The 14,332-nt window shown below is 68.0% G+C and carries 18 protein-coding genes; 15 read left to right on the top strand and 3 right to left on the bottom strand.

What is annotated here, in order from left to right; translation table 11 throughout:
* Positions 1-3 precede the first annotated feature (3 nt).
* On the bottom strand, positions 4-573 hold the full coding sequence (locus IB230_RS09580; protein WP_192271608.1) for a Maf family nucleotide pyrophosphatase: 570 nt from the start codon (positions 571-573) through the stop codon (positions 4-6).
* Positions 574-696: 123 nt separating this feature from the next.
* Between IB230_RS09580 and IB230_RS09575 the strand changes: the two genes are divergently transcribed.
* The 13 genes from IB230_RS09575 to IB230_RS09515 all read left to right on the top strand — a co-directional run bounded on the left by IB230_RS09575 (position 697) and on the right by IB230_RS09515 (position 11,396).
* On the top strand, positions 697-1,203 hold the full coding sequence (locus IB230_RS09575; protein WP_192271606.1) for a YceD family protein: 507 nt from the start codon (positions 697-699) through the stop codon (positions 1,201-1,203).
* 67 nt (positions 1,204-1,270) lie between these two features.
* Entirely contained in the window at positions 1,271-1,465 is a 195-nt protein-coding gene (gene rpmF, locus IB230_RS09570; RefSeq protein ID WP_162336389.1) for a 50S ribosomal protein L32, read from the top strand.
* 88 nt (positions 1,466-1,553) lie between these two features.
* Positions 1,554-2,549, top strand: coding sequence for a beta-ketoacyl-ACP synthase III (locus tag IB230_RS09565; protein WP_192271604.1), 996 nt, complete (start codon positions 1,554-1,556; stop codon positions 2,547-2,549).
* A gap of 221 nt (positions 2,550-2,770) precedes the next feature.
* A complete protein-coding gene (gene fabD, locus IB230_RS09560) occupies positions 2,771-3,715 on the top strand; it encodes an ACP S-malonyltransferase (protein ID WP_192271602.1) in 945 nt (314 codons plus the stop codon).
* Positions 3,716-3,783: 68 nt separating this feature from the next.
* Entirely contained in the window at positions 3,784-4,527 is a 744-nt protein-coding gene (gene fabG, locus IB230_RS09555) for a 3-oxoacyl-ACP reductase FabG (protein WP_192271600.1), read from the top strand.
* Between the two features lie 142 nt (positions 4,528-4,669).
* Complete coding sequence (acpP, locus tag IB230_RS09550) at positions 4,670-4,909, top strand: acyl carrier protein (protein WP_014161144.1); 240 nt, start codon at positions 4,670-4,672, stop codon at positions 4,907-4,909.
* A gap of 115 nt (positions 4,910-5,024) precedes the next feature.
* Positions 5,025-6,266 carry a beta-ketoacyl-ACP synthase II gene (gene fabF / locus IB230_RS09545; RefSeq protein WP_192271598.1) on the top strand — a complete coding sequence of 414 codons (1,242 nt, stop codon included), beginning with the start codon at positions 5,025-5,027 and terminating at the stop codon, positions 6,264-6,266.
* 107 nt (positions 6,267-6,373) lie between these two features.
* On the top strand, positions 6,374-7,735 hold the full coding sequence (locus tag IB230_RS09540) for an aminodeoxychorismate synthase component I (protein WP_192271596.1): 1,362 nt from the start codon (positions 6,374-6,376) through the stop codon (positions 7,733-7,735).
* Between the two features lie 84 nt (positions 7,736-7,819).
* The gene (mltG, locus tag IB230_RS09535) at positions 7,820-8,887 is read left to right on the top strand and encodes an endolytic transglycosylase MltG (protein WP_192271594.1); all 1,068 of its coding nucleotides are present in this window, start codon (positions 7,820-7,822) and stop codon (positions 8,885-8,887) included.
* Positions 8,884-9,546, top strand: a complete 663-nt coding sequence (gene tmk / locus IB230_RS09530; RefSeq protein WP_192271592.1) for a dTMP kinase — start codon at positions 8,884-8,886, stop codon at positions 9,544-9,546. Before mltG ends, tmk begins: the two co-directional genes overlap by 4 nt.
* On the top strand, positions 9,543-10,517 hold the full coding sequence (locus tag IB230_RS09525) for a DNA polymerase III subunit delta' (protein WP_192271589.1): 975 nt from the start codon (positions 9,543-9,545) through the stop codon (positions 10,515-10,517). The genes tmk and IB230_RS09525 overlap by 4 nt, the downstream gene beginning before the upstream one ends.
* Before the next feature lie 19 nt (positions 10,518-10,536).
* Positions 10,537-10,890, top strand: coding sequence for a PilZ domain-containing protein (locus IB230_RS09520; protein ID WP_192271587.1), 354 nt, complete (start codon positions 10,537-10,539; stop codon positions 10,888-10,890).
* A 71-nt stretch (positions 10,891-10,961) separates the two neighbouring features.
* On the top strand, positions 10,962-11,396 hold the full coding sequence (locus IB230_RS09515) for a hypothetical protein (protein ID WP_192271578.1): 435 nt from the start codon (positions 10,962-10,964) through the stop codon (positions 11,394-11,396).
* 65 nt (positions 11,397-11,461) lie between these two features.
* Here the strand turns inward: IB230_RS09515 and IB230_RS09510 are convergent, their stop codons facing one another.
* Positions 11,462-12,385 (bottom strand): LysR family transcriptional regulator, encoded by a 924-nt coding sequence (locus IB230_RS09510; protein WP_192271576.1) that lies wholly within the window; start codon positions 12,383-12,385, stop codon positions 11,462-11,464.
* Between the two features lie 136 nt (positions 12,386-12,521).
* Between IB230_RS09510 and IB230_RS09505 the strand changes: the two genes are divergently transcribed.
* On the top strand, positions 12,522-12,914 hold the full coding sequence (locus IB230_RS09505) for a RidA family protein (RefSeq protein ID WP_192271574.1): 393 nt from the start codon (positions 12,522-12,524) through the stop codon (positions 12,912-12,914).
* A gap of 10 nt (positions 12,915-12,924) precedes the next feature.
* On the opposite strand, the gene IB230_RS09500 is transcribed toward IB230_RS09505, so the two are convergent.
* Positions 12,925-13,620: an aspartate/glutamate racemase family protein gene (locus IB230_RS09500; protein ID WP_192271572.1), complete on the bottom strand. Its 696-nt coding sequence runs from the start codon at positions 13,618-13,620 to the stop codon at positions 12,925-12,927.
* A gap of 168 nt (positions 13,621-13,788) precedes the next feature.
* On the opposite strand from IB230_RS09500, the gene IB230_RS09495 reads away from it, so the two are divergent.
* Positions 13,789-14,184 (top strand): hypothetical protein, encoded by a 396-nt coding sequence (locus IB230_RS09495; protein WP_192271570.1) that lies wholly within the window; start codon positions 13,789-13,791, stop codon positions 14,182-14,184.
* The last annotated feature ends 148 nt before the right edge of the window (positions 14,185-14,332 follow it).

Here is a 14,332-nt window from a genome sequence, read left to right as displayed (position 1 = left end):
GGCTCAGGGAAGCTCGAAGCCCGCTTCGCGCAGCATCCTGGACACGGCGATCAGCGGCAGGCCGACCAGCGCCGTGGGGTCCGTCGACTCGATGGCGTCGAACAGGGCGATGCCGAGCCCTTCCGACTTGAAGCTGCCGGCGCAGTCGAAAGGCTGCTCGGCGTCGACGTAGCGCTCGATTTCGGTGGTCGAGAGGGTGCGGAACCGGACGGTGGTGACGTCTTGGGCCTGCAGCGCGTCGCCGTCCCTGACCAGGCAGACGGCGGTATGGAAGCGCACCTGCCGGCCCGACATGGACGCCAGTTGGGCGAGGGCGGCCTCGCGATGGCCGGGCTTGCCCAAGGGCTGCCCATCCAGTTCTGCTGCCTGGTCGGAGCCGATGACCCAGGCCCCGGGGTGCTGCCGGGCGATGGCCTCGGCCTTGGCATGGGCCAGCCGGGCGGCCATGGCGGGCACCGACTCGCCGTCCTGGGGGGTCTCGTCCACCTCGGGCCGCGCGATGTGAAGCGGCAGGCGCAGCCGTTCCAGCAATTCACGCCGGTAGCGGGAGGTGGAGGCGAGCATCAGCGGCATGGGTGGGGCACCGGCAGGGACAGGGCGGGGGAGTCTGCCCGCCGGCAGGGGCGGGGGCAAGCCATCCTCGTCGCCGGAGGTTGTTTGACAGTTCGGTCTTTCATCCTTAACATTCAGCGGCTTATGTCCGCGAATACGCCCGAGATGTTGGATGCTTGGCGCATGGTCGCGACCCGGCGCAGCTTTGAAGGTCGCCTGCCGTTGTCCTCGATGACGCGCTTGCAGGGCCTTCTTGTCGATACCGAAGGCGAAGTACGTTACGCGATCGAGTTCGATCACGATGCGCTGCGGGTGCCTTACGTCGGGCTGCGGATCGAGGCCGAGCTGCCGCTGGTATGCCAGCGCAGCCTGCGGCGATTCGTACTGCCGGTGACGGTCGAGCAGCGGCTCGGGTTGGTACGCAGCGAGGATGAGGAATCCGCGCTGCCGCCGGGCTACGAGGCCCTGCTGGTACCTGAGGACGGTATGCTTCGCCCCGCCGACCTGGTGGAGGACGAGCTGGTCCTCGCGGTACCGGTGGTGCCGGTGGACCCCGCGTCCGAGGCCGTCGAAAGCGAATGGGCCGCGGACGAAGAAGAAGTGGCGAAGTCCAGTCCGTTCGCGGCGCTGGCCTCGCTGAAGAAAAACTAGCCGCTAACGCGGTCTGGCAACACGAACCGCAAGGTTCACCAACAGATAGAAGAGCTGGAGCAATCCCATGGCTGTGCAGAAATCCCGCGTCACCCCGTCCCGTCGTGGCCAGCGTCGTTCGCACGACGCGCTGACCGCCAAGCAGCTGTCGACCGACCCGACCACGGGCGAGATCCACCTGCGCCACCACGTGACCGCCGACGGTTACTACCGCGGCAAGAAGGTCATCGCCACCAAGACCTCGGCGGTCGAGGAAGATTGATCCGTGCGGCGCGCCCTCGCGAAGGGCGCGCTTCCCGCATGATCGATGACAACCAGGGCCCGTCGTCGGGCCGGCAATGGGAGCGTGCATGAGCGAGCCGGGTAACAAGGGGCGCATTTACGCGCGCATCGCCGGAACGGGCAGCTATCTGCCCGAAAAGGTGCTGACCAACGAGGACCTGTCGAAGCTGGTCGATACCAGCGACGAATGGATCCAGTCCCGCACCGGCATCCGCGAACGCCACATCGCCGCCGAAGGCGAAACCGCTGGCGATCTGGGTTACCAGGCCGCGCTCCGCGCACTCGAGGCCGCCGGCGTCGACGCGTCCGAGATCGATCTCATCGTGGTGGGCACCACCACGCCCGACCTGATCTTCCCGTCCACCGCCTGCCTGATCCAGGCGCGCCTGGGCGCGGCCGGCTGCGCGGCGCTGGACGTCAATGCGGCCTGTTCGGGCTTCATCTATGCGCTCAGCGTGGCGGAGAAATTCATCCGCTGCGGCGATGCCAAGACCGCGCTCGTGATCGGGACCGAAACCCTCAGTCGCATCGTCGACTGGACCGAGCGCACCACCTGCGTGCTGTTCGGCGACGGGGCGGGCGCGGCCGTGCTCAAGGCCGACACCGAGACCGGCATCCTCAGCACCCACCTGCATGCCGACGGCAGCAAGAAGGAACTGCTGTGGAATCCGGTCGGCGTCTCCACCGGATTCAAGGCGGACGAGCCGAACAACGGCATCCGCATCGAGATGAAGGGCAACGACGTCTTCAAGTACGCCGTCAAGGCACTGGACAGCGTCGTCGACGAAACGCTCCACGCCAACGGCCTGGACAAGCACGACCTGGACTGGCTGATTCCGCACCAGGCGAACTTGCGCATCATCGAAGCCACCGCCAAGCGGTTGGACATGTCGATGGACCAGGTCATCGTCACCGTCGACAAGCACGGCAACACTTCGTCCGGCTCGGTGCCGCTGGCGCTCGATACGGCGGTCCGCTCGGGTCGCGTGGAGCGTGGACAGCTGCTGCTGCTGGAGGCGTTCGGTGGCGGCTTCACCTGGGGCTCGGTGCTGGTGCGTTATTGAAGCGGCTGCGACACGGTTAAAAATGGGAGGCGATGCTGCAGAGCATCGCCTTCTTCGTTTCGGGGATCGATCGTCCCGATGGTCGACAGCGTCGTGCGCGTTCGAGCGCGCATGGATGCAGCGCGCATGCGACAGTGCGACGCATGCGCATACGCCCCGGTACAGACAATCCGGCAGGTTCGCCCGTATCATCGCCGCCTGATTTCACGCAGGGTGTCCGAGTGACTTCCACGCAACTCGCTTTCGTGTTCCCGGGCCAGGGCTCGCAGTCGGTCGGCATGCTGGCCGAACTGTCGGAACTGCATCCGGTCGTGCGCGAGACGTTCGCCGAAGCATCCGAAGGCGCTGGCGTCGATCTGTGGGCGCTGTCGCAGGGTGGCCCCGAAGAAATGCTCAACCGCACCGAGTACACGCAACCCGCGTTGCTCGCGGCCGGTATCGCCGTCTGGCGCGCATGGCAGCAGCAGGGTGGCGTGCAGCCGTCGCAGCTGGCGGGCCACAGCCTGGGCGAATACACCGCACTGGTCGCTGCAGGGGCACTGTCGTTGAAGGACGGCGCGCACCTCGTGCGCCTGCGTGGTCAACTGATGCAGGATGCCGCGCCCGCTGGCGTCGGTGCGATGGCGGCGGTGCTCGGCGCCGAGGATGCGATGGTCGCGGAAGTCTGCACGCAGGCGTCCGACAGCAAGGTCGTCGTGCCTGCGAACTACAACTCTCCCGGCCAGATCGTGATCGGTGGCGATACCGAAGCCGTCGATCGCGCTATCGCGATGCTCACCGAGCGGGGCATCCGCAAGGTGGTCAAGCTGGCGGTCAGCGTGCCGTCGCACACGCCGCTGATGCGCGAAGCCGCCAACCGTTTGGCCGAAGTGATGGCAGGCCTGGCATGGCAGGCGCCGTCGTTGCCCGTCGTGCAGAACGTGGATGCGCAGGTGCACGTGGGCGCCGACGCGATCCGCGATGCACTGGTGCGCCAGCTGTACTTGCCGGTGCGCTGGACGGAGTGCGTGCAGGTGCTGGCGTCGAACGGCGCGGTGCGCATCGCCGAATGCGGCCCCGGCAAGGTGCTGGCAGGTCTGGTGAAGCGCATCGACAAGGGCTTGGATGCACGGGCCATCGGTGGCGTCGGCGATTTCCAGGGCGCGCTCGCGGACTGGCAGGCCTGACGCATCCGCGCGTCTGTTCCTTTATCCTGATCCGCGATATCACGCGATCCCGTTCCGAGGACATCAACATGAGCAAACCCCTGCAGGGTGAAATCGCACTGGTCACCGGTGCAAGCCGGGGCATCGGCGCTGCCATCGCCGACCTGCTGGCGGCACAGGGTGCGATCGTCATCGGCACCGCGACCACCGCGTCGGGCGCGCAGGCCATCGGCGAGCGGATGGCGGCGGCGGGCGGGCACGGTCGCGAGTTGAACGTTACCGATGCGGCGGCGGTCGATGCGCTGATCGACGCGATTGCCAAGGAATTCGGCGGCATCTCCATCCTGGTCAACAACGCCGGCATCACCCGCGACAACCTGCTGCTGCGGATGAAGGACGAAGACTGGCAGGCCATCCTCGATACCAACCTCACCAGCGTCTACCGCACGTCCAAGGCGGTCATGCGCGGCATGATGAAAGCGCGCAAGGGCCGCATCATCAACATCGCCTCGGTGATCGGCGTGACCGGCAACGCCGGACAGGCTAACTACGCCGCCGCCAAGGCCGGCATCATTGCGTTCTCCAAGTCGCTGGCGAAGGAAATCGGCAGCCGTGGCGTCACCGTCAACGTGGTCGCCCCCGGTTTCATCGCCACCGACATGACCAAGGACCTGCCCGAAGAGACCAAGAAGGCGCTCGGCGAGCAGATCGCACTGGGTCGCCTGGGCGAACCGGCCGACATCGCGAATGCGGTCGCCTTCCTCGCGGGTCCGGCCGCCGGCTACATCACCGGCGAGACCCTGCACGTCAACGGCGGCATGTACATGCCGTAAGAATTAGCTGTAAGTGGTTGATTCGGTGGCGTTTGGCGATACCTGCCCGCCGTCGCCGGTTTCCACTACACTATCCCCGGTTTGCCTTCGCCCCGCGTCGGCAGAATCCAACAAGTCACCCATCTCCGTCTGGAGCGAATCCATGAGCAGCATCGAAGAACGCGTCAAGAAAATCGTCGTCGAACAACTCGGCGTTAAGGAAGAAGAAGTCACCACCAGCGCATCGTTCGTCGATGACCTGGGCGCCGACTCGCTGGACACCGTTGAACTGGTGATGGCGCTGGAAGAAGAGTTCGAGTGCGAGATTCCGGACGAGGAAGCCGAGAAGATCACTTCGGTGCAGCAGGCCATCGACTACGTCAAGGCTCACGTCAAGGCGTAAGTCCGGCAGTTGCAGCAAACCGTGTCGGGGCCGCGCATGCGGCCCCGCGCGTATCCGGCCCCCATCCGCCCGCGTACTGCAGGGCAGGGCCGTCAAGATCCAAGAGGAGTCCGATATGAGCCAGCGTCGTCGCGTCGTCGTCACCGGCATGGGCCTGGTGTCCCCCCTGGGCAATGACATGGCCACCAGTTGGGACGGCATCGTCAACGGGCGTTCGGGCTTGGGCCCGATCACCACCTTCGATACCGAGGGCTACAGCACCAAGATTGCGGGCGAGATCCGCGGGTTCGATCCCACCGCCTTCGTGTCGCCGAAGGACGTGAAGAAGATGGACTCGTTCATCCACTACGGACTGGCCGCTTCGCTGATGGCGATGGACGACGCCGGCCTGGAAGTGACCGAGGCCAACGCCGAGCGCATCGGCGCGATCATCGGCGCCGGCATCGGCGGCATCCTCGGCATCGAGGAAACCGCGGTGAAGCTGCACGAAGGCGGCCCGCGCAAGATTTCCCCGTTCTACATCCCCAGCACCATCATCAACATGCTGCCAGGCCACCTGAGCATCATGAAGGGGCTGAAGGGTCCCGGCTATTCGGCGGTCTCGGCCTGCGCCACGTCGAACCATTCGATCGGCATCGCCATGCGCACCATCCAGTACGGCGACGCCGACGTGATGGTCGCCGGCGGTGCCGAGCGCGGCTCGTCGCCGACGTCGGTCGGCGGCTTCTGCGCGATGAAGGCCATGTCCACCCGCAACGACGATCCGACCCGGGCCTCGCGCCCGTGGGACAAGGACCGCGACGGTTTCGTGCTCGGTGACGGCGCCGGCATCCTGGTGCTGGAGGAGTACGAACACGCCAAGGCGCGCGGCGCGCGCATCTATTGCGAACTGGCGGGCTTTGGCGCGTCGCAGGACGCATTCCACATGACCGCGCCGAGCGAGAACGGTGAAGGCCCCGCGCGCTGCATGCTGTCGGCGCTGAAGGATGCCGGCCTGAATGCGGACCAGGTCGAGTACCTCAACGCGCACGGCACCTCCACGCCGCTGGGCGACCTGGCCGAGACGCTGGCGATGAAGCGTGCACTGGGCGACCACGCGTACAAGATCATGGTCAGCTCCACCAAGTCGATGACCGGCCACCTGCTGGGTGCGGCGGGCGGCGCGGAAGCGATCTTCTCCGTGCTGGCCATTCACCACGGCATCATCCCGCCGACCATCAACCTGGACGCACCGGGCGAAGGCTGCGATCTGGACTACGTGCCCAACATCGCGCGCGAGAAGAAGATCGACGTCGCGGTATCGAACGGCTTCGGCTTCGGCGGCACCAACGGCACGCTGGTGTTCAAGCGGGTCTGATCCCGGCGTCCACGTGGCATGAGGAGCGGCGGTACCCTAGGGGCCGCCGTTCCTGTTTTCCTCCCCCGCATCCCCAGTCGCTCGCAGGTGAGCGTGCAACGACTCCGATGATCGAAACCCGCGCGCTTCCGTCCAATACCGATCTGCTGTCCCTGCATCGCCTGGACCCGCAACGCTATCCGGTGTTGCTGGAGTCGGTCGCGTCGGGCACCGCGCAAGGCCGCTGGGATTTCCTCCTTATCGCCGACGGCAGCGGGCTGCGACTGGATGCCGATGCCGTCACCCATGACCTGCGCGGCGGCGTGGAGGCTGGCGATTTCCTCTCGGTGCTGGACCGCCATTGGCAGGCGCACCGTATCTCGCGCGAAGAGCCGCGCTGGCCGTTCCGCGGTGGCTGGGCGCTGCTGCTGGCGTACGAACTGGCGCAGCAGGTGGAACCGGTCCTGCGGCTCCCGCAAGCGCCGGCAGCGCAGCCGGTGGCGCTCGCATTGCGCTGTCCCGCGGCCGTGCTGCGCGATCGCAGTACCGGCGATTGCGTGATCGTGGCGGAAGCCGGGCAGGGCGACCTGATCGCTCGAACCGCCGCCGACGTCGCGCGTGTCGTCCAGATGACGCCGCTGCCGGCCTGGCAACCGCCGGCCCGCATCGACGAAGACGAACCGTCGCGCTTCACCGATGGCGTGGATCGCATCCTCGACTACCTTCGCGCGGGCGACATCTTCCAGGTGAACCTGTCGCGCGCGTGGCGTGCCCATTTCGATGCGCCGCTCGATCCCGCCGCGCTGTACGCGCGCCTGCGCACCGCCAATCCCGCACCGTTCGCGGGCCTGTTCGCCACGCCGGACTGGACCGTGGTCAGTTCGTCGCCCGAGCGCCTGGTCTCGGTACGCGGCGACGTCGTGGAGACGCGACCCATCGCCGGTACGCGCCCGCGTTTCGAGGGCGACGACGATGCGGCGCGCATCCGCGAACTGGTCGGCCATCCGAAGGAGCGCGCCGAGCATGTCATGCTGATCGACCTGGAGCGCAACGACCTGGGGCGTGTGTGCACGCCCGGCAGCGTGCAGGTCGACGAGCTGATGACCGTGGAGAGCTACGCCCACGTGCATCACATCGTCAGCAACGTGCGCGGGCATCTGCGCGACGATGCGACACCGGGCGATGTCATCCGCGCCACCTTCCCCGGCGGCACCATCACCGGCTGCCCCAAGGTGCGCTGCATGCAGATCATCGCCGAGCTGGAGCAGGTGCCGCGCGGCGCCTACACGGGCGCCTTCGGCTGGCTGAACCGCGACGGCGACCTGGACCTGAACATCCTTATCCGCAGCGCCGAGGTCGTGGCGGACGGAGCGGGCAGCGTGGCGCGCTTCCGCACCGGGGCCGGCATCGTCGCCGACTCGATTCCCGACAGGGAGCTGGACGAGACGCGTGCGAAGGCCCGGGGCGTGCTGAAGGCGCTGGAAGGCTGACATCGGCCCTCCGCCGCCGCGCGCCTACGCCCTGAGACGGCGACCGGGTATCCTGCACGGCCTGCTTCACACCCCGAGGATTGCGTGGCGTCAGCACTCAAGCGCGGTTGTCGCTTCATCGTCATCACCTTCGTCCTGTTGCTGGCCGTGGCGATCGCCGCCGGGCTGTGGCTGTGGCAGGGCCATCGCGGCTTCGGCGACACGCCCCTGGACGGTGTCGTGGCCGGCAGCACGGTGGAAGTCGCCCGCGGCGACGCGTTCCCCACGGTGCTGCGCAAGCTGCGCGAGCACGGGGTGACCCAGGGCTCCGACCTGCAATGGCGCCTGCTGGCGCGCGAGACCGACACCGCCAGCCAGTTGAAGGTGGGCGAGTACGCGCTGGAGCCGACCCTCACCCCCCGCGAACTGCTCAAGCGCATGCGCGAAGGCCGCACGCTGCAGTACCGCTTCACGATCGTGGAGGGCTGGAACATCCGTCAGCTGCGCGCCGCGTTGCGCAGCGCCACGCCGCTGCAGCAGAAGACCGCGCAGATGAGCGATGCCGAGCTGATGGCCGCGCTGGGTCATGAAGGCCAGCATCCGGAAGGCCGCTTCCTGCCCGAGACCTACGTGTACACGCGCAGCGAAACCGACCTGGACGTGCTCAAGCGTGCGTACGCCGCCATGGAGAAGACGCTCGACGGCGTCTGGCAGGCGCGCGCACAGGACGTTCCGCTGCAGTCGGCCGAAGAGGCGCTGATCCTGGCCTCGATCATCGAGAAGGAAACCGGCATCGCCGAAGAGCGGCCGGCCATCGCGGGCGTGTTCGCGCGCCGGCTGAAGCTCGGCATGCCGCTGCAGACCGATCCCACCGTGATCTACGGCATCGGCAGCAGCTATGACGGCAACATCCGCAAACGCGACCTGCTGACCGATACGCCGTACAACACCTACACGCGAAAGGGCCTGACCCCGACGCCGATCGCCATGCCGGGCGCCGACGCGCTGAAGGCCGCGGTGAATCCCGCCGACGGCAACACGCTGTTCTTCGTCGCCGTCGGCGATGGCAGCGGGCGCCATATCTTTTCGGCCACGCTCGCGGAGCACAACGCCGCCGTGGCGCGTTATCTCGTGACGCGCCGGGAAACGCTGCGCAAGGCGGAAGCGCCGTGAGCGAGGCCCTGTTGTCGCAGCCGCGGCTGATCACGCTGGAAGGTGGCGAGGGCGCCGGCAAGACCAGTGCCATCGCGGCCATCCGTGATCGACTCCAGGCCGCCGGCCATGATGTCGTGCTGACACGCGAACCGGGTGGCACGCCATTGGCTGAGCGCATCCGCGAGCTGCTGCTCGGTGCGCAGGACGAACCGCTCGCCGCCGAGACCGAACTGCTGCTGATGTTCGCCTCGCGCGCGCAGCATGTGCGCGAGGTGGTGCGACCGGCGCTGCGGCGCGGATCGTTCGTCATCAGCGACCGCTTCACCGACTCCAGCTACGCCTACCAGGGCGCCGGCCGCGGACTGGATCCCGAATGGATCACCGCATTGGAACGTCGCGCGGTGGGCCTGAAGCCGGGCCTGACCCTGCTGCTCGACCTCGACGTGCGCGAGGGACGCGCGCGCACCGCCGGCCGCGACCTGTGGCCCGACCGCATCGAGAGCGAGCAGGACGATTTCTTCGAACGCGTGCGTGCGGGTTTCCGTGCGCGTGCCGCGGCCGAACCGCAGCGCTTCCGCGTGATCGATGCATCGTTGCCGCCCGCGGGTGTCGCCGCGGCCGTCGATGCCGCCATCACCGCCTACCTGCGCACCCTGACGGACAGCGATCTGGCATGAGCACTGCGTTCTCACCCTGGCAGCAGCGCGCCTACGACCATGCCGTCGCGGCGCTGGAGTCCGGCCGCCTCGGTCATGGCCTGCTCGTGTGCGGTCCCGCCGGTCTCGGCAAGCGCGCGGTGCTGGATCGTCTGGCGCGGCGCGTGCTGGCGCAGCAGCGCAACGCGGATGGAGAGCCTGCGCCGGATGATCGCAGCACCCGCCTGATCGACGCCGGCACGCATCCGGACCTGCAGGTCATCTCGTTCGTCGCCACCAAGGACGGCAGCAAGCTGCGCACCGAGATCGTCATCGACCAGATCCGCGAGGTGTCGCAGAAGCTGGCGCTGACGCCGCAGTACGGCGGCGCGCAGGTGGCGCTGATCGATCCGGCCGACGCGATCAACCGGTCGGCCTGCAATGCGTTGCTGAAGACGCTGGAAGAGCCCGCGCCCAACCGCTACCTGTGGCTGGTCAGCGCGCAGCCTGCGCGCCTGCCGGCGACCATCCGTAGCCGCTGCCAGCGCATCGAATTCCGCCTGCCACCCCGCGACGAAGCGCTCGCCTGGCTGCAGGCGCAGGGGCATGCGGCGACCGACGCAGTGCGCGCGCTGGACGCCGCGCGCGGCCATCCCGGTCTGGCCGACGACTGGCTGCGCCACGATGGCCTGGCGCTGCGCGAAGCCGTGGCACGCGATTTGCAGCGGCTGGAGAAGGGCGAGATCGGCGTGGTCGAGACCGCGCAGCGCTGGTCCAACGACGAACTGGCCGATGCGCGGCTGCGGCATGCGGCCGACCTGGCGCTGGCGCAGGCCGGCACCGTCGGCTTGACCGATCCGGCCCGATTGAACAAGCTGGCCACCTGGTTCGACGCCGCCAACCGCACCCGCGACCTGTTGCGGACGACGGTACGCGGCGACCTGGCCATGGTGGAGCTGCTGCTGGCCTGGGCCGGCAATGATCGCGGACGCGCTGTCGGGGCGCGCCGCTGACGGAAACACGGAGACAGTGATGAATGCAGCAGGTGGACGGCAGGGCATCCTGTCGCTGGCAGTCAAGGACAAGGCCGCGCTGTACAACGCCTACATGCCTTTCGTGAAAGGCGGTGGCATCTTCGTGCCCACGCCCAAGCGCTACTTCCTCGGCGACGAGGTCTTCCTGCTGCTCACCCTGCCCGAATCCAGCGACCGCCTGCCGGTGGCCGGCAAGGTGGTCTGGGTGACGCCGGTCGGTGCGCAGGGCAACCGCGCGGCCGGCATCGGCGTGCAATTCGCCGAGAACGGCGAGGGCGAGGCCATCAAGAACCGCATCGAGACGATGCTGGCCGGCAGCCTCAACGGCGAGAAGCCGACGCACACGATGTAAGCGCACACGGCCCGCGACCGGGCCGTTGCGTCCGCCATGGGCTCAAGGCGGCGCTCCCGACGGAGGAACCGATGCACGGAATCAGGTCTGGCCTGCTGTGCCTGCTGCTGCTCCCGACAACGGTCGCGCTGTCGAAGGACATCGACATGAGCGCATGCCAGTACGAATTCGACGCGACCAACGCGGCGCTCGGCATGCGCGACCACGGCAAGACCAAGGCGGACCTGGAGGCCACGCTGCCTCCGCGCGCAAAGACCCGGAACGATCCGCGCGCGATCCTGCTGCACGCGATCCTGGACGACATCTACGCCAGGCCCGATGTCGCTGCGTTCCCGTATTTCCACTACAGGGGCCTGGTCTGCCTGACACGGGCCCAGGGAATCGATGTCCGCATCCCTTTCAGCAGGATCGCGGACGATCTGGTCGCGTGCCAGGACCGTCACGGAACCGACAAGTCCGAAGCGCTGGGCGACTGCATTTCCGAGGCGGTCCAGAAGCACCTGTGAGGGATGCGGCGGGCCGTCGGCATCGATGCCTTGCCCGCGCGATGGTCTGTGCGCCGCCGTTCCGACTATCGCGGCGGCCGGATGGCCGGCGCATGCTGCGCCATCAGCGCGACGATCCAGTCGATGAACACCCGCAGCTTGCGGCTGACATGGCGGTTGGGCGGGAACGCCACGTACATCGGCATCGGATCCAGGCGCCAGTCCGCGAACAGCGGCACCAGTTCGCCGCGCGCCTGCGGTGCGCGCGCCATGTACTGGGGTAGCCACAGCACGCCCAGGCCCGCGATGCCGGCGGCGAGGTAGGCATTGCCGTCGTCCACCGACAGCACGTGACGGCCCTGCACGACATACTGCTCATCGTCGCGATGCATCGGCGTCATCAAGGGACTGCCGGTGCGCGAACTGCGGTAGCCCACGATGCGGTGCGCGGCATCTTCCAGTGCCGAGGGATGTGCGGGCGTGCCGGCACGCGCCAGATAGGCGGGCGAGGCGTACACGCCGAGCAGCAGGTCGCCGACGTGCCGTGCACGTAATGATGCGTCGGTGAGTTCGCCGCCGCGCACCACGCAGTCCACGTTCTCGTCGATCAGGTCGATCTTGCGGTCGCTGGCGCCGAGGTCGAGCTGGATGTCCGGATAGCGCGCGTGGAAACCGGGCAGGGCGGGGACCAGGATGTGCAGGGCGAACGGGGCGGGCACATCCACGCGCAGCCGGCCGCGTGGCGCCTCGGAGGCGGTCGACAGGCTGGTCTCCGCATCGTCCAGGTCGGCCAGCAGGCGGACGACGCGCTCGTAGTACGCGGCGCCGTCGGCGGTGGTGTTCACCTTGCGCGTGGTGCGGTGGAGCAGCTTCACCCGCAGGTGCGTTTCGAGCTGCTGCACCAGGTGCGTCACCCGCGTCCGGCTGGCCTGCAGCGTGTCGGCCGCCTTGGTGAAGCTGCCGGTTTCCACCACGCGGACGAAGGCCTGCATCGCGTCGATGCGGTCCATGCGGGCTCCTGGAGGAAAGGGAATTGTTTGGATTCTACAAACAGTGATACCGGGATGGCCGTGTATATCCCGGCGCATCGGGCACCTAGAGTGATCGCTACCCCATCGGGGCCGTCGGCCCCTCCAGGAGATTCCCATGAGCACGCGCGACGTCGTTTTCCCCGCTGGCCGCCAGGCCCTGTATGACCATCACCGCTACTCGGCCGCCGTGCGCTCGGATGGCTTCCTGTTCGTGTCCGGGACCGTGGGTAGCCGCGAGGATGGCTCGCCGGAGCCGGACTTCGAACAGCAGGTCCGGCTGGCCTTCAAGAACCTGCAAGCGATCCTGCATGCCGCCGGGGCCAGCCTGGACGATATCGTCGACGTGACCAGCTTCCACACCGACCCCGAGCGCCAGTTCGAGACCGTGCTGGCGGTGAAGGACGAGGTCTTTCCAGCGCGGCCCTATCCGAACTGGACTGCGATCGGCGTGAACTGGCTGGCCGGGTTCGATTTCGAGATCAAGGCCATCGCCCGCATCCCGGCGTGAGCGGGCCGCGTCACGCCGCCAGTGCGGCCTCCACGGCTGCGGCGGCATGCAGGGCCGTGGTATCGAACAACGGGACGCGCGCATCCTGCGCCGCCACCAGCAGGCCGATCTCGGTGCAGCCGAGGATGATGGCCTCCGCGCCGCCGGCCACCAGGTCGTCCATGATGCGGCGATAGCGGTCGCGCGAGGCATCGCGGACCACGCCACGGCACAGCTCGTCGTAGATCACGTCATGGACGATGCTGCGGTCGTCCGCGTCCGGCACGATGACCTGGAGGCCATGGCGTTGCTGCAGGCGCTGCCGGTAGAAGTCCTGCTCCATGGTGAAGCGGGTACCGAGCAGGCCGACGCTGCGATGGCCGGCCGCCAGGATGGCCGCGGCGGTGGCGTCGGCGATGTGCAGCAGCGGGATGGGCACGGCCGTTTCGATCTGCGGCGCCACCTTGTGCATGGTGTTGGTGCACAGCACCAGCAGGTCGGCGCCGGCCGCGTGCAGGCGGCGCGCGGCGTCGGCCAGCCGGTCGCCTGCGGCGTCCCAGTCGCCGTCGCGCTGCAATTGCTCGATCTCGTGGAAGTCGACGCTGTACAGCACCACCTTCGCCGAATGCAGTCCCCCCAGCCGCGCCTTGATGCCTTCGTTGATCTGGCGGTAGTACGGCACCGTCGATTCCCAGCTCATCCCGCCGATCAGTCCGATCGTCTTCATGCGTGCGTCCGCCGTGTCTCCATGACGCGATTATGCGGGGCCGAACGCACGTGCGCGTCGAGCCGTCGGCAACGCGTACCGCGCCGTGCGGCGAGGAGGACGGCGTTGCCCATCGCGTGCGTGGCCCCTACGATCGGGAGGGTCACGTTCCAGGGAGTCCGTCCTGCCATGAAGCGCCTGTCTCGCCTCGTCGTGTCGTGCGTCGTGCTGTCAGGCCTTGCCGCCTGCGGATGCGTGGACGAACCGGTGTACGCACTGCCGTCCCCCGATGGCACGTTGAAGGCCGAGCTGCGCCACTGCGGCTGCAGCCTCACGACCTACCGTCGCACGCAGGTCACCGTGCTGGAGTCGTCGCGCAAAGCCGAATGCATGGCGTCCACCGGCGTGGCCGGCTTCGACGCGCCGCTGGACCACACGCCACTGACACTGCAGTGGCTGTCCGGCGACACGCTGCACGCGAGCTATCCCGGCTATCCCGACTTCCCGCAGACGCAGTACAGCGCCGGCGACCCCGCGCGTCCGACGGTGAAGCTGGTCTTCGGCGACGCAACACCGGCGCCCTAGCGTACGGGCGACGCCGGACGGCACCGCCGGGCGGCCTGTCATCACGCGGGAGTAACAGAACCGGTCGCAGTGTCTGCGGCGCCCGTCCCGAGCACGCGCCCGTTCCCGCTTCCGCGCCTGCCCGTCGACGGCCACGCCACTCCACCGA

It is taken from the genome of Pseudoxanthomonas sp. PXM01, from assembly GCF_014851815.1.
In the GTDB taxonomy this organism is placed as follows: domain Bacteria; phylum Pseudomonadota; class Gammaproteobacteria; order Xanthomonadales; family Xanthomonadaceae; genus Pseudoxanthomonas_A.
The sequence above is the reverse complement of the archived record's forward strand: the minus strand, read 5'-3'. Positions and strand labels throughout refer to the sequence as shown.

Coding starts and splice junctions, on each gene's coding strand:
- IB230_RS09580 (WP_192271608.1), bottom strand. CDS start 573: ATGCCGCTGATGCTCGCCTCCACCTCCCGCTACCGGCGTGAATTGCTG.
- IB230_RS09495 (WP_192271570.1), top strand. CDS start 13,789: ATGAAGCGCCTGTCTCGCCTCGTCGTGTCGTGCGTCGTGCTGTCAGGC.
- IB230_RS09525 (WP_192271589.1), top strand. CDS start 9,543: ATGAGCACTGCGTTCTCACCCTGGCAGCAGCGCGCCTACGACCATGCC.
- IB230_RS09510 (WP_192271576.1), bottom strand. CDS start 12,385: ATGGACCGCATCGACGCGATGCAGGCCTTCGTCCGCGTGGTGGAAACC.
- IB230_RS09540 (WP_192271596.1), top strand. CDS start 6,374: ATGATCGAAACCCGCGCGCTTCCGTCCAATACCGATCTGCTGTCCCTG.
- acpP (WP_014161144.1), top strand. CDS start 4,670: ATGAGCAGCATCGAAGAACGCGTCAAGAAAATCGTCGTCGAACAACTC.
- IB230_RS09565 (WP_192271604.1), top strand. CDS start 1,554: ATGAGCGAGCCGGGTAACAAGGGGCGCATTTACGCGCGCATCGCCGGA.
- rpmF (WP_162336389.1), top strand. CDS start 1,271: ATGGCTGTGCAGAAATCCCGCGTCACCCCGTCCCGTCGTGGCCAGCGT.
- IB230_RS09505 (WP_192271574.1), top strand. CDS start 12,522: ATGAGCACGCGCGACGTCGTTTTCCCCGCTGGCCGCCAGGCCCTGTAT.
- IB230_RS09500 (WP_192271572.1), bottom strand. CDS start 13,620: ATGAAGACGATCGGACTGATCGGCGGGATGAGCTGGGAATCGACGGTG.
- fabG (WP_192271600.1), top strand. CDS start 3,784: ATGAGCAAACCCCTGCAGGGTGAAATCGCACTGGTCACCGGTGCAAGC.
- IB230_RS09515 (WP_192271578.1), top strand. CDS start 10,962: ATGCACGGAATCAGGTCTGGCCTGCTGTGCCTGCTGCTGCTCCCGACA.
- fabF (WP_192271598.1), top strand. CDS start 5,025: ATGAGCCAGCGTCGTCGCGTCGTCGTCACCGGCATGGGCCTGGTGTCC.
- IB230_RS09520 (WP_192271587.1), top strand. CDS start 10,537: ATGAATGCAGCAGGTGGACGGCAGGGCATCCTGTCGCTGGCAGTCAAG.
- IB230_RS09575 (WP_192271606.1), top strand. CDS start 697: ATGTCCGCGAATACGCCCGAGATGTTGGATGCTTGGCGCATGGTCGCG.